This window comes from Burkholderia sp. WP9, assembly GCF_900104795.1.
In the GTDB taxonomy this organism is placed as follows: Bacteria; Pseudomonadota; Gammaproteobacteria; order Burkholderiales; family Burkholderiaceae; genus Paraburkholderia.
The window spans coordinates 3,266,312-3,291,101 of the sequence record NZ_FNTG01000002.1; the positions used below are offsets into that span (position 1 = coordinate 3,266,312).

General features: G+C 62.6%; 18 protein-coding genes. 11 read left to right on the forward strand and 7 right to left on the reverse strand.

All coding sequences use genetic code 11. The features are described 5' to 3' along the window. The first annotated feature begins 69 nt into the window (after positions 1 to 69). The gene (locus BLW71_RS35690; RefSeq protein ID WP_091808072.1) at positions 70 to 948 is read left to right on the forward strand and encodes a 2OG-Fe(II) oxygenase; all 879 of its coding nucleotides are present in this window, start codon (positions 70 to 72) and stop codon (positions 946 to 948) included. A 90-nt stretch (positions 949 to 1,038) separates the two neighbouring features. Here the strand turns inward: BLW71_RS35690 and BLW71_RS35695 are convergent, their stop codons facing one another. The 3 genes from BLW71_RS35695 to BLW71_RS35705 form a co-directional block, all read right to left on the reverse strand. Then, complete coding sequence (locus BLW71_RS35695; protein ID WP_502686867.1) at positions 1,039 to 1,425, reverse strand: GNAT family N-acetyltransferase; 387 nt, start codon at positions 1,423 to 1,425, stop codon at positions 1,039 to 1,041. 85 nt (positions 1,426 to 1,510) lie between these two features. Continuing rightward, positions 1,511 to 2,950 (reverse strand): MFS transporter, encoded by a 1,440-nt coding sequence (locus tag BLW71_RS35700; RefSeq protein WP_091808077.1) that lies wholly within the window; start codon positions 2,948 to 2,950, stop codon positions 1,511 to 1,513. A 357-nt stretch (positions 2,951 to 3,307) separates the two neighbouring features. Beyond that, on the reverse strand, positions 3,308 to 4,189 hold the full coding sequence (locus BLW71_RS35705) for an isocitrate lyase/PEP mutase family protein (protein WP_091808079.1): 882 nt from the start codon (positions 4,187 to 4,189) through the stop codon (positions 3,308 to 3,310). A gap of 192 nt (positions 4,190 to 4,381) precedes the next feature. Here BLW71_RS35705 and prpR point away from each other — a divergent pair, with 192 nt between their 5' ends. The 4 genes from prpR (at position 4,382) to BLW71_RS35725 (ending at position 10,337) form a co-directional block, all read left to right on the forward strand. Continuing rightward, complete coding sequence (prpR, locus tag BLW71_RS35710; protein ID WP_091809268.1) at positions 4,382 to 6,382, forward strand: propionate catabolism operon regulatory protein PrpR; 2,001 nt, start codon at positions 4,382 to 4,384, stop codon at positions 6,380 to 6,382. 126 nt (positions 6,383 to 6,508) lie between these two features. Then, positions 6,509 to 7,072, forward strand: coding sequence for an alkyl hydroperoxide reductase subunit C (ahpC, locus tag BLW71_RS35715; RefSeq protein WP_091808081.1), 564 nt, complete (start codon positions 6,509 to 6,511; stop codon positions 7,070 to 7,072). A 152-nt stretch (positions 7,073 to 7,224) separates the two neighbouring features. Next, complete coding sequence (gene ahpF / locus BLW71_RS35720; protein WP_091808083.1) at positions 7,225 to 8,817, forward strand: alkyl hydroperoxide reductase subunit F; 1,593 nt, start codon at positions 7,225 to 7,227, stop codon at positions 8,815 to 8,817. 365 nt (positions 8,818 to 9,182) lie between these two features. After that, the gene (locus BLW71_RS35725; protein ID WP_091808085.1) at positions 9,183 to 10,337 is read left to right on the forward strand and encodes an alkane 1-monooxygenase; all 1,155 of its coding nucleotides are present in this window, start codon (positions 9,183 to 9,185) and stop codon (positions 10,335 to 10,337) included. 84 nt (positions 10,338 to 10,421) lie between these two features. Here the strand turns inward: BLW71_RS35725 and BLW71_RS35730 are convergent, their stop codons facing one another. Both BLW71_RS35730 and BLW71_RS35735 read right to left on the reverse strand, forming a co-directional pair. Continuing rightward, positions 10,422 to 10,835, reverse strand: a complete 414-nt coding sequence (locus BLW71_RS35730; RefSeq protein ID WP_091808088.1) for a DoxX family protein — start codon at positions 10,833 to 10,835, stop codon at positions 10,422 to 10,424. Between the two features lie 125 nt (positions 10,836 to 10,960). Next, positions 10,961 to 11,686 (reverse strand): pirin family protein, encoded by a 726-nt coding sequence (locus tag BLW71_RS35735; protein ID WP_091808090.1) that lies wholly within the window; start codon positions 11,684 to 11,686, stop codon positions 10,961 to 10,963. Positions 11,687 to 11,816: 130 nt separating this feature from the next. On the opposite strand from BLW71_RS35735, the gene BLW71_RS35740 reads away from it, so the two are divergent. Beyond that, positions 11,817 to 12,707, forward strand: coding sequence for a LysR family transcriptional regulator (locus BLW71_RS35740; protein ID WP_091808092.1), 891 nt, complete (start codon positions 11,817 to 11,819; stop codon positions 12,705 to 12,707). A 123-nt stretch (positions 12,708 to 12,830) separates the two neighbouring features. Here BLW71_RS35740 and BLW71_RS35745 read toward each other — a convergent pair whose 3' ends face one another. Further along, on the reverse strand, positions 12,831 to 13,847 hold the full coding sequence (locus BLW71_RS35745) for a 1-aminocyclopropane-1-carboxylate deaminase (protein WP_091808093.1): 1,017 nt from the start codon (positions 13,845 to 13,847) through the stop codon (positions 12,831 to 12,833). Between the two features lie 162 nt (positions 13,848 to 14,009). Between BLW71_RS35745 and BLW71_RS35750 the strand changes: the two genes are divergently transcribed. The 3 genes from BLW71_RS35750 to katE all read left to right on the forward strand — a co-directional run bounded on the left by BLW71_RS35750 (position 14,010) and on the right by katE (position 18,172). Next, entirely contained in the window at positions 14,010 to 14,540 is a 531-nt protein-coding gene (locus BLW71_RS35750; RefSeq protein ID WP_091808095.1) for an Lrp/AsnC family transcriptional regulator, read from the forward strand. A 332-nt stretch (positions 14,541 to 14,872) separates the two neighbouring features. Continuing rightward, on the forward strand, positions 14,873 to 15,769 hold the full coding sequence (locus BLW71_RS35755) for a MipA/OmpV family protein (protein WP_091808097.1): 897 nt from the start codon (positions 14,873 to 14,875) through the stop codon (positions 15,767 to 15,769). Between the two features lie 279 nt (positions 15,770 to 16,048). Continuing rightward, positions 16,049 to 18,172, forward strand: a complete 2,124-nt coding sequence (gene katE / locus BLW71_RS35760) for a catalase HPII (RefSeq protein WP_091808099.1) — start codon at positions 16,049 to 16,051, stop codon at positions 18,170 to 18,172. Between the two features lie 59 nt (positions 18,173 to 18,231). Here katE and treF read toward each other — a convergent pair whose 3' ends face one another. After that, positions 18,232 to 20,046, reverse strand: a complete 1,815-nt coding sequence (gene treF / locus BLW71_RS35765) for an alpha,alpha-trehalase TreF (RefSeq protein WP_091808102.1) — start codon at positions 20,044 to 20,046, stop codon at positions 18,232 to 18,234. A gap of 264 nt (positions 20,047 to 20,310) precedes the next feature. On the opposite strand from treF, the gene BLW71_RS35770 reads away from it, so the two are divergent. Beyond that, positions 20,311 to 23,895: a response regulator gene (locus BLW71_RS35770; protein ID WP_091808104.1), complete on the forward strand. Its 3,585-nt coding sequence runs from the start codon at positions 20,311 to 20,313 to the stop codon at positions 23,893 to 23,895. A gap of 44 nt (positions 23,896 to 23,939) precedes the next feature. Then, on the forward strand, positions 23,940 to 24,785 hold the full coding sequence (locus BLW71_RS35775) for a CheR family methyltransferase (RefSeq protein WP_091808107.1): 846 nt from the start codon (positions 23,940 to 23,942) through the stop codon (positions 24,783 to 24,785). The last annotated feature ends 5 nt before the right edge of the window (positions 24,786 to 24,790 follow it).

Consider the following 24,790-nt stretch of genomic DNA (forward strand, 5'->3'; position numbering starts at 1 on the left):
GGGCGGCGCGCTTGCTATCATTCAGCCACGTGATGCTGTATTTCTTCAAGCGGACGAACGAGGAACGTTATGCCAGTAGTGGATGCCGCATGGGAAGAGTGGCTGAGCAGCAACGTGGCGCGCGGCTGCAGTCCGGATTCGATGATCGACGCCATGGTGCAGGCCGGTTTCGCCACAGATGCCGCGCGCCTCGCCGTGCACCAAACCTTTGGCCTGAACCCGGCCAATTCCGCCTTTGCCGCGGCCGCCGCGACCGAGGCGGCGCTAGCCAAGGCCGCGCCGCAAACGTACCAGTACGACGATCCGCCCGTTGCGCGCGGCAACGTGATCCGGGCGTACGATCGTGACGTGCGCGTGCTGATGCGCTGCGAGCGGCCACAGGTGATCGTGTTCGGCGACGTGCTGTCGCCGGATGAGTGCGCCGAGATGATCGAACGCTCGCGGCATCGGCTGAAACGGTCCACCACTGTGAATCCGGACACCGGCAAGGAAGACGTGATCCGCAACCGCACCAGCGAAGGCATCTGGTATCAGCGCGGCGAAGATTCGTTTATCGAGCGGATGGACCGGCGCATTTCGAGTCTGATGAACTGGCCGGTCGAAAACGGCGAAGGGTTGCAGATCCTGCATTACGGCACGACCGGCGAATACCGCCCACATTTCGACTACTTTCCGCCGGATCAACCCGGCAGCGCGGTGCATACCGCGCAAGGCGGCCAGCGCGTGGCCACGCTGGTGATCTATCTGAACGACGTACCCGACGGCGGCGAAACGATCTTCCCGGAAGCGGGCATGTCGGTCGCGGCACAGCAGGGCGGCGCGGTGTATTTCCGCTATATGAACGGCCAGCGTCAACTCGATCCGTTGACCTTGCACGGCGGCGCGCCGGTGCTCGCCGGCGACAAATGGATCATGACGAAGTGGATGCGCGAACGTGCTTACGGCTAGCGCACGCGCACTCCGCGCAGCCGCCTGAGCGGCGCTAGCGGATTTGCTCGCCGGCCTGATTCGTTGTGGTGTGGTTCGCCCGCGCCGTGTTCAAGCTGTCTTGTAGACGTCGGGGTTATGCAACTCCATATAGCGCTCCGGATTCGCCGGTGCCCGGAAGCCATGCGGCTCGTAGACGTGATGCGCGTCCGTCGTCACGAGCATGATTCTCCGCAAAGCCTGGAGCGAGGGGCTCGCGAATACGTGCTTCATCAATGCGGACGCATATCCCTTGCCGCGATAGGCCGGCAGCACGAAGACATCGCACAGATACGCGAAGGTCGCTTCGTCCGTAATCAGGCGCGCGAACGCGATCTGCCGGCCGTCGATATAGCCGCCGAAACATAGCGAGCCCGCGACAGCCCGCTCGAATGTTTCGCGCGGCATGCCCTTGGCCCACGCGGTTTCCTGCGACAGGAACGTGTAGACCGTTTCCATCTCGAGATCGGCCTTGTTGCTCGAAATCGTCGACTCGTGTGTGTGCACTGTGTCTCTCCGCCTGTTTTGTCGAAGCGTGCCGCCGTCAACCTTTCGCCGGATCCTCGCTGCCGCGCGACCCGCCGCCTATGCTCTGGCCGGCATTTCGTGCGAGACCCATGTAACCGGTCACGGATACCAGTGTCACCACGCCCGCGAACAGGAACGCGAGGCGAAAATCGTCGAGTGTGAACAGGCGGCCCGTGGTCTCGCCGTTGAAGAAGGCCGCCGCGCGCAACGACACGGCGCCGAATGCGATGCCGAGGCCGATCGTCATCTGCGCCGCCGCGCTCCATAGCGTGCTGGCCGCGCTCATCTGCGGTTGGGCGACGTCAGCGTAGGCCAGCGTGGCGAGTGTCGAGAACTGCATCGAACGCGCCACGCCGTAGACGAATACGACGAACAGCACCAGCACGAGCGGCACGTTCGGCGTCAGCAACCCGCACGCGATGATGAACACACCGGCCACCGTCACGTCGACGATCGACACCATGCGGAAACCGTAACGCTGCAGGATGCGCGTGGTCAGCGCCTTCATGCCGAGATTGCCGAGCGCGCTCGCGAGCAGCAACAGCCCCGACTTGAACGCCGACAAGCCAAAGCCGACCTGGAAGAGCAGCGGCATCAGATAAGGCACCGCGCCGATGCCGATGCGCGTGAACGACCCCGTCACGACGGTCACGGAGAAGGTCGGGATCTTCAGCGTCGAGACATCGACGAGCGGATGGGGATGACGTTTCGCGTGCTGGAACGCCACCACGCCCATCAGCAGGCCACCGAGGATGATCGCGCCGGCGACCCACGGATTCTCGCCGGGCTGGCTCGCCAGTTCCGCGCCATAGAGAATCGCCGTCAGCGTTGCGCCGCTCAGGAGCAGGCCGACCACGTCGAGCGGCTTGCGTTCGGTGCCGCGCAGGTTCGGCACCAGCGCGAGCGCGATCGCCATGGCCGCGAGGCCGAACGGCACGTTGAGCAGGAAAATCCAGCGCCACGACGCGTAGGTGGTGATGAAGCCGCCAATCGGCGGCCCGACCACGGGAGCTGCAATTGCCGGCCATGTAATGGTGGAAATCGCCTGCATCATGCGGCTTTTTTCGGTGCTGCGGACCACGATCAGGCGGCCCACCGGCACCATCATCGCGCCGCCCATGCCTTGCAGCAGACGCGCGGCGGTAAACTCCACGACGTTCTGCGAGAGACCGCACAACACGGAGGCCACGGTGAATATGCCGATCGCGCTGAAGAACACCGTGCGTGAGCCGCAGCGGTCGGCGACCCAGCCGCTTGCCGGAATGAAGATCGCCAGCGCCAGCATGTAGGCGGTCATGCCGAGACTGAGACTGTTGGGACCCACGCCGAACGAGTGCGCCATCTGCGGCAGCGCAGTGGCGATCACGGTGGTGTCGAGGTACTCCATGAAGAAGGTGGCGGCGACGATATAGGGCAGCCAGCCGACATGCGCGTTGCGCGTATCCGTGCCGCTCATTGCGCTGTCTCCGCCGCGCTGCGTGCCGTGTCGTGCGAACGCCGGTGGGCGTCGATGCGGTGAGCGCGCCGGTGCGTTGGGCGCGATGGTTTGGCCTTCATGTTCTTGCGACTACCTTTCGAAAACGTGTTTCCGGCATCCGCGCGAGGCGGACGAGCGACGCGCGCGCAGCCGCGTTTGACGCGCTCGCGCAGCCATCCTGGATGGCACGCGAGCGCCAGCCCTGAATCCTAACGCAATAAATGGCGCCACACCGAAGGTGAGGACGGTCGCCGCGCATCACGCAGGCGGCGCATGGGGCATGCCTGCAAGCCGGCCTGCGCCCCTCTACCGGAAACACTGCTTTCTATAAACCGCTCAGTCTTTCGCGGCGTACTCGCGGTCCAGCTTGTCATACAGCGGCTTGTTGACGAGCCGCTGACGTTCGCTAAACGGCGCGACGAGCGTGGCGTCCTCGTCGAGGCGGCCATTGCTCTTCAGCGTGCCGAGCGCGCGCTGCATGCCGAGCACCGCGCCTTGCAGCGCCGCATTCGCGTACAGCACGATGCCGTAGCCGAGCTTGGCGAGCGCCTCGCGCGATTGCACCGGCGTCTTGCCGCCGATCACGATATTGATCAGTTGCGGCTTGTCGAACAGACCCGGCAGACGCTCGATGTCGGCGAGCGATTCGGTCGCTTCGATAAACAGAATGTCGGCGCCGGCTTCGATGAAACGATGGCCGCGCTCGATTGCGTCCTCGATACCGTGGACCGCGGCCGCGTCCGTGCGCGCCATGATCTGCAGATTGCCGTCTTCGCGGGCATCCACGGCTGCGCGAATCTTGCCGACCATCTCGCTTGCGCTCACCACTTCCTTGCCGGCGAAGTGGCCGCATTTCTTCGGCATGATCTGGTCTTCGAACTGGATCACGTCGGCGCCGCTACGCTCGAGCACGCGCACCGTCTGGCGCACGTTCAGCGCGTTGCCGAAGCCGGTGTCGGCGTCGACGATCAGCGGCAGCGCAACCGCGTCGCGAATTCGCGCCGTGTGGTCGGCCACTTCAGCAAGGCCGATGAAACCGAGGTCGGGCAGGCCGAGCGACATATTGGTGACCCCCGCGCCCGTAATGTAGATCGCCTCGAAACCGGCGTCCTCGATCACGCGCGCGCTCATCGCGTTGAAGGCGCCAGGCACGAGCAGGCCCTGGCGTTGGTTGACTTTGGCGCGGAAGGCGGCGCGGCGGGTAGCGGAAGTGCTCATGACAGTGTGTCTCCAGAAGGAAAAGGCAGGGCGTAGTTGTGCAGGAAGCGTGCCATTTCGTCGTCTCGGCGATTTGGTTCGAACAATCAACAGGTTAGCTGGAAAGCCGAGGCGTGACGGTTGGTGGCACAATGGAGCCCGTGTTCCGTGGAACGTTTCATGGAACGTTTCAGAAAAGAACGGAGCGCTGCTGTGTCCACTTTCCCGTCGTCCCTCGCGAATGCCGATCCGGGCCGCCCAGGCGTTGCATTGGTGAGTATCAGCCGGTTGCAGTCGCTTTGCGAGACCGTCGCGCCGCGCTATGCCGGGCGCGCGAAATTCTTTTCGGTTCGGGAAGGCTACGGCGCCGCCGTCACCGCCTTGCAGGCTTACGTGGACGCGGGTTCGGTGGACGTCGTGCTGGCCGCCGGCTCGAACGGCGCGTACCTGCGCGATAACCTGAATGTGCCGGTGGTGATGGTCAAGGTGAACGGCTTCGACGTGCTGAGCGCGATCACCCGCGCCACGACCAGCTGGCCCAACGCGCAGATCGGCCTCGTCCTGCACGAAACGATCTCGCACGAACTGGCCGACCTGAGCGCGTGGTTGAAAGTCGGCCTGAAACAGCGAGCCTACCGTTCGATCGACGAAGTGCGGCTCGCGGTCGACAACCTCGCCGCCGAAGGCTGCAGCGTCATCATCGGACCCGGCATGGCCTGCGATTTAGCCCAGCAGGCCGGCCTCGCGAGCGTGTTCCTGTATTCGCTGGGCGCGGTCGAGGAAGCGTTCGAGCGCTCCGTGGAACTGGCGCGCGTGAGCCGTCAGAAGGAATCTAAACGCGTGCGCCTGAATACGATCGTCGCGCATCTGCGCGACGGCGTCGCCGCTTTCGACGACGCCGGCCAGGTCGAGGCCGTCAACCCGGCCATGCTCGATCTGCTCGGCATCGACCGCGAGCGGGACGTGTCCGCGCAAGTGGAGCGCGCCGTCGGGCCGCTGTTGCGCGAGACGCTCGACCATGACCTTCCCATCGAGGAGCGTATCGAGCAGATCGGCGCTCGCGCGCTGATCGTCAATTGCGTGCCGATCGTCGAACAGGGCGTGCGCTCCGGTTCCGTGGTGACGCTGCAGGACGCGCTGGTCGCGCAGCGGATCGACCGCTCGCTGCGCACCAGCCAGCGGCCGAAACATCTGGTGGCGCGGCATCAACTGGACGATCTGATCGGCGACTCGGCGGCGCTCGGCCGTGTGCGGCGGCTCGCGCGCGCAGGCGCGGCGCACGACGCGACCGTGCTCCTCACCGGCGAAAGCGGAACCGGCAAGGAACTGGTCGCGCAGGGCATCCATAATGCGAGCCGGCGGCGCGGCAATCCGTTCGTCGCGTTCAATTGCGCGGCGCTGCCCGAAGGGCTGATCGAGAGCGAACTGTTCGGCCATGAGGAAGGCGCGTTTACCGGCGCGCGGCGCGGCGGCAAGCCGGGCCTGTTCGAAATCGCCCATACCGGGACGATTTTCCTCGACGAAATCGGCGAAATGCCGGCGGCGCTGCAAAGCCGTCTGCTGCGGGTTCTGCAGGAGCGCGAGGTGATGAAGCTCGGTTCGGGACGCGCCACGCCGGTCGACGTGCGGGTCATCGCCGCCACGCACCGTGACCTGCACGCGCTGGTCGAGCAGGGCGGATTTCGCGCGGATTTGTATTTTCGTCTGAATCTGCTTCAGATAGAATTGCCGCCGCTACGCGAACGTCGTGAAGACGTCCCGCAACTGGCGCGGCACTTGTTAAGCCGCAGCGCGCTCCAATATGGGTTGTCGGAGGCCGCGGTGGAGCGGGTGCTGGCGTTTCTCGCGCCCCTGTTCGCCCGCTACGCGTGGCCCGGCAACGTCCGGGAGCTGGAAAATCTGCTGACGCGCGCCGCAATCTATCCTGGCGGCGCTGCCGGCGAAGCCGGTGAGGATTGGCAGGCGGTGTTTCCGGAATTCGGACGCATGGAGCAGGCGACGGCCGGCAAGGCGAGCATCAGCGTCTCAGGCATAAGCGGCCCGAACGGCTCGAACACCACCGCCGAAGCCGCCCGGGCCCGCTCGAACCCGACCCGAGAGGACGTTCTGGACGCTCTCGAAAAGGCCGGCGGCAACCGCGCAGCGGCAAGCCGGGCGTTAGGAATCGGCCGCACGACCCTCTGGCGGCTCATGAAAGACCAATCCACGGCGTGATAGCCCGCGAGGGATGGTAAATAGTGTCAAACTATCGCCATCATTAAAACAATCCGCTTTACCTATTAAGCGCCGTCTGACATACTGACTCCACTTTCCAACCACTCAGAAAGAGGACTCAGCAAAATGCCGATCATCAATAGTCAAGTCAAACCGTTCAAGGCACAGGCTTATCACAACGGCGATTTCGTGACCGTCACTGAAGAAAGCCTGAAGGGCAAGTGGTCGGTTTTCGTTTTCTACCCGGCCGACTTCACGTTTGTTTGCCCGACCGAACTGGGTGACCTGGCCGATCGCTACGCCGAATTCCAGAAGCTCGGCGTGGAAATCTACAGCGTGTCGACCGATACGCACTTCACGCACAAGGCATGGCACGACACGTCGGACACGATCCAGAAGATCAAGTACCCGATGCTGGCTGACCCGACGCTCGCAATTTCGCGCAACTTCGACGTGCTGATCGAAGAAGAAGGCCTGGCACTGCGCGGCACGTTCGTGATCAACCCGGAAGGCGAGATCAAGCTGAGCGAAGTGCACGACAACGGCATTGGCCGTGACGCCGGCGAACTGCTGCGCAAGGTGCAAGCTGCGCAATACGTCGCGGCTCACCCGGGTGAAGTGTGCCCCGCCAAGTGGACGCCGGGCGCAGAAACGCTGACCCCGTCGCTCGACCTGATCGGCAAGATCTAAGGTCTCAGGACCAGTGTTACCGGGCGCCTCGCGGCGCCTCATCGTGCGGACCGCTTCTTACAGTGGTTCGCGCGTCCCGGGACCGCACCTGTCCTATCCGGATGCGTGCGGCGCCGGGAACCCATCACCCATCGTCACGGAATCGAATAGCCATGCTTGATGCCAATCTCAAGACTCAGTTGAAAACGTACCTCGAAAAGGTTAGCAGGCCTATCGAGATCGTCGCATCGGTCGACGACAGCGCAAAATCGCAAGAGCTGCTGGCATTGCTGAACGATATCGCGACGGTGTCGGAACGCGTCACGGTGATCGAGCGTCGTGGCGACACCGAACGCAAGCCGTCGTTTTCGATCGGCGAGCCGGGCACGGAAACGGGCATCCGTTTCGCCGGTATTCCGATGGGGCATGAATTCACGTCGCTCGTCCTCGCGCTGTTGCAGGTCGGCGGCCATCCGGTCAAACTCGAAGACGCCGTGATCGAACAGATCCGCAATCTCGACGGCGACTATCAATTCGAAACGTATTTTTCGCTGTCATGCCAGAACTGCCCGGAAGTCGTCCAGGCACTGAACGTGATGGCGCTGATCAACCCGCGCATCCGCCACGTGGCGATCGACGGCGCCCTGTTCCAGAACGAAGTCGAAGCGCGCCAGATCATGGCGGTACCGACCATGTTCATGAACGGCGAAGTGTTCGGCCAGGGGCGCAGCGGCGTGAAGGAAATTCTCGCGAAGCTCGACACCAACGCCGGTGCGCGTGCCGCGAAGGAACTGGAAAAGAAGCCGGTGTTCGACACGCTGATCGTCGGCGGCGGGCCCGCGGGCGCGGCTGCGGCCATCTACTCGGCGCGCAAGGGTATTGCGACGGGCGTGGTGGCGGAGCGCTTCGGCGGCCAGGTGCTGGATACGCTGGCTATTGAAAACTTCGTCTCCGTGACGGAAACCGAAGGGCCGAAGTTCGCCACGGCGCTCGAACAGCACGTGAAGAGTTACGAAGTCGACATCATGGACGTGCAGCGCGCTGAAGCGCTGATCCCCGGCCGCATCAACGAAGTGCGTCTCGCGAATGGCGCGGTGCTGAAGGCGAAGACGATCATTCTGGCAACCGGCGCGCGTTGGCGCGAAATCAACGTGCCGGGCGAGCGCGAGTACCGCAATCATGGCGTGGCGTACTGCCCGCACTGCGATGGTCCGCTGTTCAAGGGCAAGCGTGTTGCGGTGATCGGTGGCGGCAATTCGGGCGTCGAAGCGGCAATCGACCTCGCGGGTATCGTGCGTGAAGTGACGCTGTTCGAGTTCGGCGCCACGTTGCGTGCCGACGAAGTGCTGCAACGCAAGTTGCGCAGTCTCGCGAACGTGACCATTGTCACGCAGGCACAGACCACGGAAATCACCGGCGACGGCAAGAAGGTCAACGGTCTGGTCTATAAGGATCTGCGTTCGGGCGAAGTGAAGCAGGTCGAACTGGAAGGCGTGTTCGTACAGATCGGTCTCGTGCCGAATACCGAATGGCTCAAGGGTACGGTCGAATTGTCGAAGCACGGCGAGATCGTCGTCGATGCACGCGGCGCAACCTCAGTGCCGGGCGTGTTCGCCGCGGGCGACGTGACCACGGTGCCGTTCAAGCAGATCGTGATCGCCGTGGGCGAGGGCGCAAAGGCATCGCTCTCGGCATTCGATTACCTGATCCGCAATAGCGAAGAAGTGGAAGTGGCTAGTGAGGCTGAGGCCGAAGTAGCGGCTTGAGGTGGTGGTAGGGAAAGTGGACGGCGGCCTTCGGGCCGCCGTTTTTGTTTGAGGTTGCCGTACAGGGCTGTTGCGTGCCTAAAAAAACCAACGGCCGCCTTATATGGATTCGCCCGACAACGGTCAAGCCGCCTTGCGCGAGGAGAACCGCCTGCCAAACACCCGTTTCATTCCCCCGCTCGAACCACACTCCACACGCCTCTTCAGCGCCCCCTCTGTTTGGAGACTCCCACCTGGCGCAATTCCTTGGCTATCCCGCTCGCCAGGCCATATAAATCTGGGAGTCGGGAAAAGTCCCGCCGACCCGTGCGTGCGCCTTGCCGCCACGCGTGGACACCGGGCGACATAAAACAAGGAGGGAGACAATGGCAACATCGCAAGCGGCGTCCGCGCGGTGGGTCGACGGCAAGCGCTATTGGTGGCTGCTCGGCGCGCTCACCATCACCTTGCCGCTGCACGCCGCAAGTCTGGCGCTGCACACCGGTTGGCACATCTTCTGGTGGTTCGGGCCGATTTTCGTGTTCGGCATCATTCCGGTACTCGACTATCTGATCGGCGACGATCCCAGTAATCCGCCCGAGGAGATTGTCCCCACACTCGAAAAAGAGCGTTATTACCGCCGTGTCGTTTATCTCGCCACGTTCATCGAGTACATGTCGTTTTTCGGCGCGTTATGGATCGTGGGTACACATGCGCTGAAATGGTACGACTACCTGGGCTTCGCGCTCTCGCTCGGCGCGGCGACCGGCGTGTCGATCAACACGGCGCACGAACTCGGCCACAAGACGGATCGCTTCGAGCGATGGCTCGCCAAAATCACGCTGGCGCCGGTCGCTTATGGACACTTTTTCGTCGAACACAATCGTGGGCATCATGTGCGGGTGGCCACGCCGCCCGATCCCGCCAGCGCGCGCTACGGCGAATCGTTCTGGGCCTTTCTGCCGCGCACGGTGTCGGGCAGCATCGCGTCCGCGTGGCGGCTCGAAAAACAGCGCCTCGCGCGTCTTGGCAAGTCGCCGTGGACGTGGCGCAACGAGGTCCTGCATTCATGGGCCATGACCGTGGTGCTGTGGGGGGCGATGATCGCGCTATTCGGCAAAACGGTGCTTCCGTTCCTGCTGATTCAGGCGGTGTATGGTGCGTCGCTGCTCGAAGTGGTCAATTATCTGGAGCACTACGGACTCGGCCGCAAGCAGCTTGCGAGCGGCCGTTACGAGCGTTGCCAGCCGCAGCACTCGTGGAACAGCAATCGCATCGTGACCAATCTGTTTCTGTATCAATTGCAACGTCACGCCGATCATCATGCGAATCCGACGCGGTCGTTTCAGGCGCTGCGTCATTTCGACGGGGCGCCGCAATTGCCTTCCGGCTACGCCACGATGATCATGCTCGCCTACGTGCCCCCACTCTGGTTTCGCGTCATGAATCCACGCGTGGTCGCGCACTATCGAGGCGACATGGCGCAGTCGAATATCCGCCCGGCCATTCGCGAGCGCGTCCTCGCGCAGTTTGCGGGCTAGCGCTGACGGGTTGATACAAACGAAAAGCCGCCCGGGGTCAACCGGGCGGCTTTTTGTCAGTGTGCTGTGCAGCGACGTGCGGATTCAACGGCGGTCGATCGAGTATTTCCCTGCGCCTGTCACGCACAACAACAGCAGCCCGCCGATAATGCTGATGTTCTTGTAGAAGTGAATCATATTGTCGTACTGCATCGCACCAGTCATATTCCAGTAATGGTGGCCGATGATCGCGGTGCCGAGCGTATACACCGCCAGCAACAGGGCAAGCGGCCTGGTGAAGAAACCGACCAGCAGCGCAATGCCCACCACCAACTCCATCACCACGGCGATCACCGCCGACAACTCGGGCACCGGTGCGCCGCTCGAAGTCATATAAGCGACGGTGCCGGCAAAGCCGGTCAGCTTCGACCAGCCGAACATGATGAACAGCACCATCAACAGAATGCGGGCGACGAGAATGACCGCGTCTTTCTGATTTTCCAATAGCGTATAGCGCATGATTTTCTCTCACAGGATAGGAAGAGTGGGGCCCGCCAGTGTTTTCCGGCGAGTCCCGCCCAGATTCTGGACCCTCGGGCCTTCAGGCCTTCAGGCCGCGAGGCCAGTCAAGTCACGCAAGCCGCTTAGGCCCACAACTCCGACATCTCGATGTCGCGCAGGTCGAACACCAACACTTCCGCGTCATGCCCTTGCGTGAAGGTTAGCGCTTCTTCGCCGCGCACACGCGCACCGTCGCCTGCCTTGAACTCGACGCCGTTCACGCTCACGCTGCCGCGCGCCACGTGAACATACGCATAACGATTGCTGGCCAGTTCGAGCCGTGCAGTTTCTTCGCCGTCGAAGAGACCGGCATAGACCCGGGCGTCCTGTTGCAGCACCAGCGAGTCGTTCGCGCCATCCGGCGAGAGCACGAGGCGCAAGACACCGCGCTTCTGGTCGGCACCGAAGTGGCGCTGCTGATAACGCGGCGCCGTACCCTTTTGCCCCGGCGCGATCCAGATTTGCAGGAAGTGCACCGGCTCGCTCTTCGAATGGTTGTACTCGCTGTGCGCGACGCCGGTTCCTGCGCTCATCAACTGAATGTCGCCAGGCACGATCACCGAGCCGGTGCCCATCGTGTCCTTGTGCTCCAAGGCGCCTTCCAGCACATACGAGAAAATTTCCATGTCGCGGTGCGGATGCTTGCCGAAACCTTGTGCCGGCGCGACACGGTCGTCGTTGATGACGAGCAGGTCGGAGAAGCCATTCTGCTTCGGATCATGATAGTTCGCGAAGGAAAATGTGTGACGCGAACTAAGCCAGCCGTGCTCCGCGCGGCCGCGTTGATTGGCGTGTCTGATTTCAAGCATCTTTTTTCTCCTGGGTTGTGCGATCCGGCCAGATGTTTGTCCGCGATCCATGAACGACAGTGTAGGTCAATCCGGATGGCTATAATCGAGCTTAAAACGGAAACACTGTCACTATGGAGTGGACAATTCAATGCAGCTCGACGACATGCGGATTTTCGTCGCCACGGTCGACGCCCGTAGCTTCACGGCGGCCGCGAACCGGCTGTCGCTGTCAAAGCAGTTCGTCAGCCGGCGGGTAATGGGGTTGGAAGAGACGCTGGGCGTGCAATTGCTGATCCGCAATACGCGCAAGCTGGCGGTGACCGATCTGGGACAGGAGTTTTACGAACGCGCCAAACGCATTCTCGGCGAGGTCGAAGACGCGGAGCAGGCCATGTCGCTGCGGCGCGCCGGACCGCGCGGGCTGTTACGCGTGAGCGCGCCGATGTCGTTCGGCATGGCGCATCTGTCGCCGCTCGTCGCGACCTTCCTGCGGGAACACGGCGACGTGCACATCGAGATGGACTTGAGCGACCGTACCGTCGACGTCGTGGGCGAGGGCTTCGACATGGCGATCCGGATCGGCACCTTGCCCGATTCCACGCTGATCGCGCAGAAGCTCGTGGACATCAGGGTGGTGGCGTGCTGCAGTCCCGGATACGTGCGGCGCCGGGGTGCGCCTGTGGTGCCAGGCGATCTGACGCGTCATTCGTGCCTGTTGTATGGCCACGGCGGGGCGGTGAGCTGGGAGTTCGTCGTCGATGGCGTGACGAAGGGCGTCGAAGTGCACGGTCCATTGCGCGCCAACAATGGCGAGCTGGTGCGCGATGCGGCCGTTGCGGGTTTGGGGATTGTTCGGCTTCCTGACTTTATCGTCGCAGACGCGCTAAGGAGCGGTCAGCTCGTGCCGGTGCTCGAAGATTTTCTGCCCACCGCGACGAGCGTCTACGCCGTTTATCCGCAGCACAGACAAAGCTCCCTCACGATCCGGGCGTTCGCGGAATTCTTGAGGGAGCATTTGAAGGCGCGTTTGATGGCGTAAAGCCGTGTGTGCCGCGCGAGGATTCCATGCGGGCGGCAATCCGGTTCAGCCGGACGATTGACGCGGCGACCCGCTTGACGGGAGCCTGCCGCAGCGTGTCATTGCCGCCGCCCGTCCCGGCGTTTAACCGTCGCGGAAAATAAAGCTATAGCCGTTCAACGCCGGCACGCCGCCCAGGTGCGCGTACAGCACGCGCGACCCTTCCGGAAATTCGCCGTTACGCACCATCTCGATCATGCCATGCATCGATTTGCCTTCGTAGACGGGATCGGTCAGCATGCCTTCCGTGCGTGCACACAGGCGGATCGCTTCCAGCGTGCCTTCATTCGGCAGCCCGTATTCCGGACCCGCGAAGCGCTCGTCGAGCACCACGTCCGCGCTCGTGATATCGCGCTCCAAACCGACTTTTTCCGCGGTCCGTCTGGCGATTCTTGTGATCTGCTCGCGCGTTTGCGCGGGCTTTGCCGAAGCGTCGATGCCGATCACACGAGCGGCGCGCTCGTCATCGGCGAAGCCCACGACCATGCCGGCCTGCGTGCTGCCGGTCACGGAGCACACTACGATGTAGTCGAACTTGAAGCCCAATTCGGCTTCCTGCTCGCGCACCTCCTCCGCGAAGCCGACGAAGCCGAGGCCACCGAGCGGATGGTCCGAACAGCCGGCCGGAATCGCATACGGTTTGCCGCCGGCGGCCCGCACGCTTTCTAGTGCGTCTTCCCAGCTCTTGCGAAAACCGATGTCGAAGCCATCGGGCACGAGCCGCACGTCGGCGCCGAGAATGCGCGACATCTGGATGTTGCCGACCCGGTCGTAGACCGCGTCCGAATAGTTGACCCAGTTCTCCTGGACCAGCACGCACTTCATGCCCAGGTGCGCCGCCACGGCCGCGACCTGGCGCGTCTGGTTCGACTGAATTCCGCCGATCGACACGAGCGTGTCGCAACCCTGAGCAAGCGCTTCAGGGATCAGATATTCGAGCTTGCGCGTCTTGTTGCCACCAAATGCGAGGCCGCTGTTGCAGTCTTCACGTTTCGCATACAGATGCACTTTGCCGCCGAGGTGCTTGCTCAGACGCGCCAGCGGTTGGATCGGCGTCGGCCCGAAAGTGAGCGGGTAACGAGGGAAACGTTGCAGGTTCATGGCCTCTCCTTGGCGGGTAAGTTTGACGCGAACAGCATCTCGTCGCGTTGGAGAAATGGTAGGTAAAACCGTTGGAAATGTGCTTGCAAAAAAATTATCCACAGCATACTTTTAGAACAAGATTCACTTAAATCGATTAACAAAAACGGTATCCAATGGCATATGAGCGCAATAAAACTTCGTAAGACCCGTGACGGGGCCGTTGCCGCTGCCGCCGTTCAGGCCGATCCGCTGCAATCGCTCGACCGCATCGATCGCGCGATCGTGCGGCAACTGCAGATCGACGCGTCGATTTCAAACGTGGCGCTGGCGGCCAAGGTCAAGCTGAGCGCACCGGCGTGCTTGCGGCGTGTCGAGCGACTCAAGGAATCCGGATTGATCCGCGCGGTCGTCGCGCTGATCGACCCGAAGGCGGTGGGGGCGGGAATGCTGGTGATCATCGGCGTGGTGCTGGATCGCTCCACGCCGGATTCGTTTGCCGAGTTCGAGAAGGCGGCGCAGAAAGTGACCGGATGCATGGAGTGCCACGTCGTGACCGGCGAGTTCGACTATTTCATGACCATCCGCACGCGTGACAGCGACAGCTTCAACCGCCTGCACGCGGAGCAGTTGCTCTATCTGCCGGGAGTCCGGCAAATCCGCTCGTTCATGGTGCTCAAGGAAATTCTCTCGACCACGAAATTTCCGTTGTGATCGTGCTTCGATCCCCCGGCGCGCGCGCCTGCCCGCGCGCATCCGATCTTCGTCATCCCTGATCCGAACCCGCCTTCTACGGGCTGGGCCCGCATTTTGCAATGGTGCGTCCATCGGCAAATCTTTCGGACCGGTCTGCTTAGACAAATGCCTGACTGACGGTGTGTCGGCCGCGTGCGAGTCGTGTGTTTTGCCGGGTAGCGGGTGACGTTCGCTGAAAAAGTTACATGCCGCACGTAGCAAGGCGGCGGCCGCCCACGGCTTTTTAATCCATTGCGGACCGTGGGCAAAAACATAACCATCCTCGCGAGTCGCGAGATCGGAGAACTCTGGTGTTTAAGAACCATAAGAAGCGGGGCGGCAGGCTCCGCAATAAACAGGCAGGCATTGCGGCAACGTCACTCGTCGCCGCGACCATTGGCGGTGTCGCCGCGCTACCGGGTTCGGTTTCAGCGCAGACACCTTCGCCGCTCGGCGAATGGCAATATTCGGTCGGCATTCCGCTACAGAAGATGTGGCAGCCGAATATTCCGGACTGGCAGGTGCGGCTCGGCATGGCAACGTCGTTCCAGCCGCGCTACGAGGGCTCCGACCGGTATCACCTGATGGCCGGTCCAAGTGTCGACGTGCGCTACAAGGATCTGTTCTTCTTATCGAGCGGCGAGGGTTTCGGCGTGAATTTCGCGCAGGGACCGAACTGGCGCGCCAGTCTTGCGGCCGTCTACGATCTCGGACGGCGCGGCCATGACGACCCGCAGGAACTGAACGGCCTCGGTAACATCAATCCCGCCCCAGGTATCAAACTGGCCGGCGAATATGTGGTTTCGAAGGATTTCCCGCTGGTGCTGCGTGCCGACGTCAGACGCTATTTCGGCGGCTCGAATGGCTGGACCGGAGATTTCGGCGCTTATATGCCGATGCCGGGCAGCACCAAGCAGTTCTTCTGGTTCGCGGGTCCAAATGTCACCCTCGCGGACTCGACCTACATGAATAGCTGGTTCGGCGTGAATCAGAGTCAGGCGGCGCATTCGCAGTTTTCGCAATATCACGCGAGCGCGGGTTTCAAATCGGTGGGCTTCGGCATTAGCGCGGTGTGGCTGTTCGACAAGCACTGGTTCGCCACTGCGGACGGCGCATTCGAACAACTGGTGGGCAGTGCGGGCAATAGTCCGGTGACGCACCGCAAAGCCAACGGCGTAGCCGATATTTCCATCAACTACCGCTTCTGATAATGGGCGTTCAGGGCTGAGCTGCGGCGCCCAAATGCGGCGCGCTGCAGCGCTAACTATTGGCAATGGGCAATCGCCACGGTATAGGCAATTGCCACGGCATAGGTAATCGCCACCGCATAGGCAAACGCCACGACATCAGCAATCTCTACAGCAATCAGCATTCACAATCGCGCCGCCCGCGTGCCTACCCGCGGGTACACCGCTTGCTGCCTCACTCCAATGCGTCAGACCGGATTCCCCCCGCCGGCACGCCCCGAACGCAAGGAGCAGATTCTCATGGCAGGAAAAACGAACGCACAGAAGCCCGCAGCGAAGAGTGCGCAGGCGAATGGTCCGCAATCGGATGCGAAATCGAAGGATCTCGAACAGTTTCGAGTCAGTCCGGAAGGCGAAGCGCTGAGAACCAATCAGGGCGTCAAAATCTCCGACAACCAGAACACCCTGCGCGCGGGACCGCGCGGCCCTTCGCTGCTGGAAGATTTCATCATGCGTGAGAAGATCACGCACTTCGACCATGAGCGTATTCCCGAGCGTATCGTGCACGCGCGCGGCTCGGCGGCGCACGGTGTATTTCAGGTCTATGAGTCGATGCGGGAATACACCAAGGCCGCGTTCCTGCAGGACCCTGCTGCACAAACGCCGGTTTATGTGCGTTTTTCCACGGTACAGGGCCCGCGCGGCTCCGCCGATACGGTGCGCGACGTGCGCGGCTTCGCCGTGAAGTTCTACACGCAGGAAGGCAATTACGATCTGGTCGGCAACAACATGCCGGTGTTCTTCATTCAGGACGCCATCAAGTTTCCCGACTTCGTGCATGCGGTGAAACCGGAAGCGCCGAACGAAATGCCCACTGGCGGTTCCGCACACGACACCTTCTGGGACTTCGTCTCGCTGGTGCCCGAATCCGCGCACATGGTGCTGTGGACCATGTCGGACCGCGCAATCCCGCGCAGCCTGCGCACCATGGAGGGCTTCGGGATTCACACGTTCCGTTTCGTGAATGCGCAAGGCAAGGGCCGCTTCGTCAAATTTCACTGGCGTCCGGTGCTGGGCTCGTACTCGCTGCTGTGGGACGAAGCGCAGAAGCTGGCGGGCAAGGACCCGGATTTCCATCGGCGTGATCTGTGGGAGTCTATCGAACGAGGCGACTACCCGGAGTTCGAACTCGGCGTGCAGATTATCGAAGAAGCGGACGAACACAAGTTCGATTTCGACCTGCTCGATCCGACCAAGCTGATTCCCGAAGAACTGGTGCCGGTCAAGATCATCGGCAAGATGACGCTCAACCGCAATCCCGACAACTTTTTTGCCGAGACCGAACAGGTCGCGTTTCATCCGGGTCATGTCGTGCCGGGTATCGACTTTTCGAACGATCCGCTTTTGCAAGGGCGTTTGTTCTCGTACACGGATACGCAGATCAGCCGTCTGGGTGGTCCGAACTTCCATGAGATTCCGATCAACCGTCCTGTGTGCCCGTTCAACAACAATCAGCGTGACGCCATGCACCGCCAGACGATCAATGTCGGTCAGGCCTCGTATGAGCCGAATTCGCTGAGCGGCGGTTGGCCGAAGGAAACCGATCCGGCGCCGTCGGACGGCGGCTTCGAAAGTTATCAGGAGCGCGTGGAAGGCACCAAGATTCGCGTGCGCAGCGAATCGTTCGCCGATCATTTTTCGCAAGCTGCGCTGTTCTACAACAGCATGTCCCAGCCGGAGAAAGACCATATCGCCGCGGCTTATCAATTCGAACTCGGCAAGGTGACGAAACCCGAGATTCGCGCGCGCGTGGTCAACGAAATTCTCGCCAACTTCGACGCGGGACTCGCAGCGCAGGTGGCCGCCGGGTTGGGTTTGCCGGCGCCGAAAAAGGGCACGGCGAAGCTGTCCGGTCCCAAGGACTCACCGGCGCTGAGCCTGCTCAACCGGGTGAAGCCGGGCATCAAGACCCGCAAGATTGCGTTGCTGGCCGCGCCCGGATCCGACGGCGCCGCCATCAGGAAGCTTCAGCAGGCGCTGCAAGGCGAGGGCGCGGCGCCCATGTTGATCGCGCCCACGCTTGCCGCGATCGACGGCATGGCCCCGGACGCCACGATTGCCGGATTGCCGTCGATCATGTTCGACGCGGTCATCGTGGTAGGTGGCGACCAGGGTGCGAAGACGCTCGCGCAATCGGGCGATGCGCGGCATTTCGTGCTCGAGGCGTTCAAGCATCTGAAGGCGATTGCGGCGATCGGCGCGGGGCGCGATGTGCTCGCCGCCGCGCACCTGCCGGACAATGCCGACGGCGTCGCTACCGGCGATGACAAACAGGCCGCCGACGTGCTGAAGGCCTTCATCGAGGCGGCCGGCCAGCATCGTGTGTGGTCACGTGCGCAGCAGGCTGAAACCGTGCCGGCGTAAGCGTCTCGCGAGTCGTGCGAATCCCTGGCCAGTGCGAACCGGCCAGGGCTTTTTTCATGCTATGGCGCGACTCGCGCGCCATTCAGCCGGTGCGTGTTCTTCGGCGCGGCAGCAGCAGCAGAGGCGGCCGCCGACACACCCGCCGGTCCTTCGGGAATATCGCCGGGACGCGAGCCCTGCACCGCTTGCGGATACAGCACGAGCAGCGCGCGCAGCACGCCGTTGGTCCAGCCGAAGCCGTCCTGCAGCGGATACTCGCCGCCGCCCGCGGAGACGCCGGGTGTGGCCGCATCGATATCGTATTTCTCGACGAGCTTGCCCGTGTGCTGGTAGTACGACACATTGGTTCTGATCCAGCGCGTCGCAATGGTTTGCGCGAGCGCCGGTTCGCTGTAGCGCCGCAAGCCGATCACGGCCAGATATTGCAGCGGCGCCCAGCCGTTCGGCGCATCCCATTGCTGGCCGCTCGCCACCTGTGTAGTGGCGAGACCGCCGGGGCGCAGCAATTCGCGCTGCAACGTGGCGGCGACGGTCTTCGCCTGCTGACGGCTGGCTATGCCCGTATATAACGGATACACCGTCGCGGCGGTGAGCCTGTGCGTCAGCGTGTGATGCACGAAGTCGTAGTCGCCGAATGCCTGCAACTGCGGGTCCCACAACACGCGGCGAATCGCGTCGGCGCGGGTGGCGGCGCGCTGCTCCATATTTTCCGCATGCGTGACGTCGCCGCGCAGACGATAGGCCTTCGCCAGCGTGCGCTCGAGATCGGCGAGCAGGCAATTCAGATCGACGGGCACGAGAGAGGTCACGTCCACGGTGGCGAGCGTCTTGCCGTCGGCGAACCAGCGCGAGCTGAAATCCCAGCCGGTTTCGCCGCCCGCGCGCAGATTGCGCCACAGATCGGCGGCATCGCGTTGCGGAGTCTGCTGCGCGGTCAGGACGTCTTCGCGATACGACTCGTCGCGCGGCGTCGCGCGTTCGTCCCAATAGCGGTTGAGCAGCGTGCCGTTGGGCAGGCGCACCACATGCCGGTTTGCGTGACCGGCGGCGAGGCCTTCGCTGCCGTCCATCCAGTACGCGTATTCGCGCTGCAATTCAGGCAGATATTGCGCATAGACGGCGTCGCCGTCTTTTTCGGCCACGAGGCGCACCATCTGCGCGAAAAACGGCGGTTGCGAGCGGCTCAGATAGTAGGTGCGATTGCCGTTCGGAATATGACCGTAGCGGTCGATCAAGGTCGCGAAGTTCTTCAGTTCGTCGACTACCAGCGCATGCTGGCCGCTCTGTTCGAGGCCGAGCATGATGAAGTACGAGTCCCAGTAGTAGATCTCATCGAAGCGGTCGCCCGGCACGATATACGCATACGGCAGCGGCAGCAGCGAGGACCACGGGCTCGCGGTCGCATCGGGCTCGCGGCGCAGCACATTCCAGAGCGTATCGATATGGCCGACCACGTCCTGATCGGGATCGGAGACATACGCTTTCGCCGTGCGCGTGGGCAACGTGAAGTTGTGCTTCACGAAATCGGCGAGGCTGAAGTTGCGCTGTTGCTTCGCGGTGGCGTATGCGGCGGCGATCTCAGCAGGCGATGCAAGCGGCACCATGTCCGCGAAAGTTTTGCTGTCGGGAAACAGATGCGCGAGCTGCACATCGCGATAGAGCGTGGGGTATTGCTCCGACGGTGGAATCGGCACGACGGGCGACGCCTGCGTGGGCGGCTCGACGTGCACGGCGGCGGCCACGATGCCGTCGTGTGCAGCAGGCGCAGTGGCTGCCTGCGCCACGCCGCTCGCCGACGCATGCCATACGAGCGCGGCGGCGAGCAGGGTGCGCAACGGGTTGCGGGAGAGTGCGATGAAGGCGTGAGAAGGCATCGGCTACCAGATCAAAGTGGGCGGCGAACGAATGATCGAACGGGGCGAAATTGCATTCCTCGCATGATTGACCCGCGTGCGTCGCGCAAAGTTGCGTCGGCCGGCAACAGCCCCGCCCAGTAAGCCTAAAACCGCATTCGGGCATCTCAAAACAAACACCCATCCTGTATGATTACGCCCGTCGTAGCGCGACAAAATGAATCACTCGACATACCCGAAAAATATTCCGAATCGCCACGATTCGCCCAGCCGAAGACAGAAAAAATGACCGCATCTCAGGCCGTCGACCAGAATCGTTTTCGCAGCATCATTCGCCGCAATATTGCGTTGCCCCTGGGTGTCGGCCTGGTGACCATGGCGGTCTTCGTCGGACTGATCGCGTATCTGGTTTCGACCATGAACTGGGCCGAGCACTCCGAGCGCGTAATCGGGCAGGCCAATGAAATGCTGCGCCTCGCGGTCGATCGCGAATCCTCCATGCGCGGTTTCCTGATCACGGGCGACGAGAGTTTCCTCACGCCGTATGAAGAAGGCGGCCCGCGATTCAAGACTCAGATCGAGGCCCTGCAGGAGCTGGTCTCCGACAACCCGCCCCAAGTCGAAAAACTCAAGCAGATCGCTGCGATTCAGCAACGCTGGAGTAACTTCGCCGAACAGATGATCGACGCGCGCCGGCGTAATCAGGATTTCGAAAGTGCCGTGGCGAGCGGCCGTGGCAAGATCGAATTCGATGAAACGCGCCGCGAATTCGGCGATTTTCTGGATGTCGAATTGCGCCTGCGCCAGGAACGCGCGGAAGCGACGCGCCGCGTCACCACCACGCTGGTGAGCGTGTTTCTGCTCTTCAGCCTGAGCGTGAGCGGTCTGCTCGCGTGGATCGGGCGGCGCGAACTGATGAGCCTGTCGTCCACCTATGACAGCGCGCTGCGGCAGCAGGCTGACCAGACGGAGATGTTGCAGGAGCAGGTGTGGTTGCGCTCGGGGCAGCGTCTGCTTGCCGAAAAGGTCGTCGGCCAGACTACCTCGCCGCTGGTGGGCCGCGCGATGCTCGACTTCCTCGCGCAGTATCTCGACGCCGTCGTCGCCGCGCTCTACGTGCGCGACAAACGGCATGGCACGCTGCGCCGCATCGCGACTTATGGGTTTAGCCGTGAAAGCGAGCAGGCCGCGGCGCGCAATTTCGAAGAAGGCGAGACGCTGATCGGGCAGGCGGCCTCGGCGCGCCGTACGCTGGTCTTGCGCGATGTGCCGGCCAATTACGTGCAAGTGGTGTCGGCCACCGGCAAGAGCGTGCCGAAGAATCTGCTCATCATGCCGATCGAAAACGACGGCGATGTCAACGGCGTCGTCGAACTGGGCTTTGTGCGCGAGCTGACTGTGCGCGACCAGGAGTTCATGGAACTGATCGCGAACAGCATGGGCGACTTCGTCGAAGCGGCGCTGTATCGCGAGCGGTTGCAGGACGCGCTGGCCGAAACGCAGCAGCTGAATGAAGAGTTGCAGGTGCAGCAGGAAGAGTTGCGCGTCTCCAATGAAGGGCTCGAAGAACGCGGCCGCGCGCTGATGGAGTCGCAAACGCGGCTGGAAGCGCAGCAGGCCGAACTCGAACAGACCAACGTGCAACTGGAAGAATACGCGCAGCGTCTCGAGCGGCAAAAGTCCGATCTGCTGCGCGCGCAGGACGACCTCGCGGCCAACGCGGCGCGCCTCGAACAGTCGAGCCGCTACAAGTCCGAGTTCCTCGCCAACATGTCGCACGAACTGCGCACGCCGTTGAACAGTTCGCTGATTCTCGCCAAGCTGCTGCAGCAGAACCGCACCGGCAATCTGACCGAAGAACAGGTGCGCTACGCGGAGACGATTCACGCTTCCAATAGCGACCTGCTGGTGCTGATCAACGACATTCTGGATCTTTCCAAGGTCGAAGCCGGCCAGGTCACGGTCGAACTCGAAACGGTATCGATCGACGCGACCCTTCAGGCGCTCGAGGAAATGTTCAAGCCAATGGCCGGCGCCAAGCATTTGCAGCTCAGCTTCGACCGCTTGCCGGGCACGCCGGATACGTTCATCACGGACGGCCAGCGCGTCACGCAGATTCTGCGCAACCTGCTCTCCAACGCGGTGAAGTTCACCGAACGCGGCGAGGTGGCGCTCTCGGTTGCACCCGCTGAAGGCGGCATGCTGCGGATCGACGTGCGTGACTCCGGCATCGGCATCGCGCCCGACAAGCTGGACATGATCTTCGAAGCGTTCCAGCAGGCGGACGGCTCGACCAGCCGTCAATACGGCGGCAGCGGTCTGGGTCTGTCGATTTCGCGTGAGTTTTCGCGCTTGCTGGGCGGCCGCATTACCGTTGCGAGCGAGATCGGCAAGGGCAGCGTGTTCACGCTGTGGCTGCCGATCGATGCGGAAGCGGCCCTGAACACGAACTCAGGCGCGCACAATCCGGCGCCGGTGTTTGCACCGGCCGTGGCGCCGGCCGGTCCCCAGGCCGCGGCCGGATCGGCGGTAGAACCGCTGCTGGCGCGGACGTCTTCGGTCGGCAGTCCGCCCACGGTGATCACGCCCGCCAATGGCCTCATGAACGTCCACACTGGCGGTCACGGCACGGGCACTACGCTCGAAACGCCGATTCGCCCGATTGCCGACGACCGTGACAACCGCACGCGTGCGGGCCGTCTGATCGTGGCCGTGGAAGACGATCTCGCGTTCGCCGAAATCCTGCGCGAGCTGACGCATGAACTCGACTTCGATTTCGTCCACGCGAGCGACGCCGCGAGCGGCCTCACACTGGTGCGCGACATGCGCCCGGCGGCCGTGCTGCTCGATGTCGGCCTGCCGGACCGCTCCGGCCTGACCGTGCTGGAGTGGCTGAAGAACGACCCGCTCACGCGGCACATTCCGATCCATATCGTCTCCGCCACCGATCACGCCGACAAGGCGCTGCACCTCGGCGCTATCGGCTATACGCTTAAGCCGACCGCGCGCAGCACGATGGAAGCCGCGATCCGCCGCCTCGAAGCGCGTTTGCAGCAGCGCCTCAAACGCGTGCTCGTGATCGAGGACGACGCGCCGATGCGCGAAAGCATCCGCGCGCTCCTGCAAAGCGAAAACACCGAGATCGTTGCGGTCGCAACCTTGGCGGAAGCGTTGGAGTATCTGGCAAAGGTCTCGTTCGACTGCGTGGTGACCGATCTCGCGCTGCCCGACGGCACCGGCTACGACCTGCTCGAACGGCTCGCAACGAACACCGCGCATGTCTCGCTGCCCGTCATCGTTTATACCGGCCGGATGCTCTCCGACGAAGAAGAGCACCGCCTGCGCCGCTATTCGAAATCGATCATCATCAAGGGGGCGAAGTCGCCCGAACGGCTGCTCGACGAAGTCACGCTGTTCCTGCACAGCGTCGAGTCGTCGCTCGCGCCCGAGCAGCAGCGCATGCTGCGCACGGTACGTCAGCGCGATAATGCGTTCGAGGGCCGCACGATCCTGCTGGCCGAAGACGACGTGCGCAATATCTTTGCGCTCTCGCATGTGCTGGAGCCGCTCGGTGCGAAACTGCAGATTGCGCGCAACGGCCGCGAAGCGCTCGAAGCGCTGGAAAACGGTCCCGAAGTACATCTGATCCTGATGGATATCATGATGCCGGAGATGGACGGTTTGACTGCGATGGGCGAGATTCGCCGCAATCCGCGTTTCGCTCATCTGCCGATCATCGCGCTGACCGCGAAGGCGATGGCGAACGACCGCACGCGCTGCCTCGAAGCCGGCGCGGACGACTACGTTTCCAAGCCGATCGACGTGGACAAGCTGGTCGCGCTGTGCCGCGTGTGGTTGCGGCAACGCTAGCAGGGGAAGGGAACACGTGAGCGAGTACGCATGAGCGAGTGCCAATGAGTCAGTCCGAATTTGACGCGCCGCAACGCATCAGCGATTTCGACATCGAGTTGAAACTGCTGCTGGAGGCGATTTATCTCAAGTATCAGCACGACTTTCGCCACTATGCGATGTCGTCGCTGCGGCGCCGCCTGTCCCAGGCGCTCGACGAGTTCGGGCTCAAGACGCTGTCGCAGTTGCAGGACCGCATCATGCGCAACGGCGACGAGTTCTCGCGGCTGTTCCAGTACCTCACGGTACAGGTGAGCGACATGTTTCGCGATCCGGCGTATTTCCTCGCGTTGCGCGAACATGTTCTGCCGCGTCTGCGCACCTATCCGTCGATCAAGGTGTGGGTAGCGGGATGCAGCACGGGCGAGGAACTCTGGTCGCTGAAAATCCTCTTCGACGAGGAGGGTCTGACCGAGCGCACACTGTTCTACGCGACCGACATCAGTCCGGACGCGCTGGCGCGCGCCGAGTCCGGCATCTACGCGCTCGACCGGATTCAGGGCTTCACGCAGAACTATCTGGCGGCGGGCGGCAAGCGTTCGCTGTCCGACTACTATCACGCCGCGTATGGCGGCGCGCGCTTTGCCGGTTCGCTGAAAGAGCGCGTGGTGTTCGCCGACCACAGCCTTTCCACCGACGAAGTTTTCCTCGAAGCGCATCTGGTATCGTGCCGCAACGTGTTGATCTATTTCGATCGTGGTTTGCAGGATCGCGCGCTGGGTCTGTTCGAGAACGCGCTCGTGCGGCGTGGTTTTCTGGGTTTGGGCAGCAAGGAAAGCCTGCGTTTTTCCCGTCATTACGAAGCGTTCGACGAGTTCCGCCCGAGCGAACGCATTTATCAGAAGCGCTAGCACGC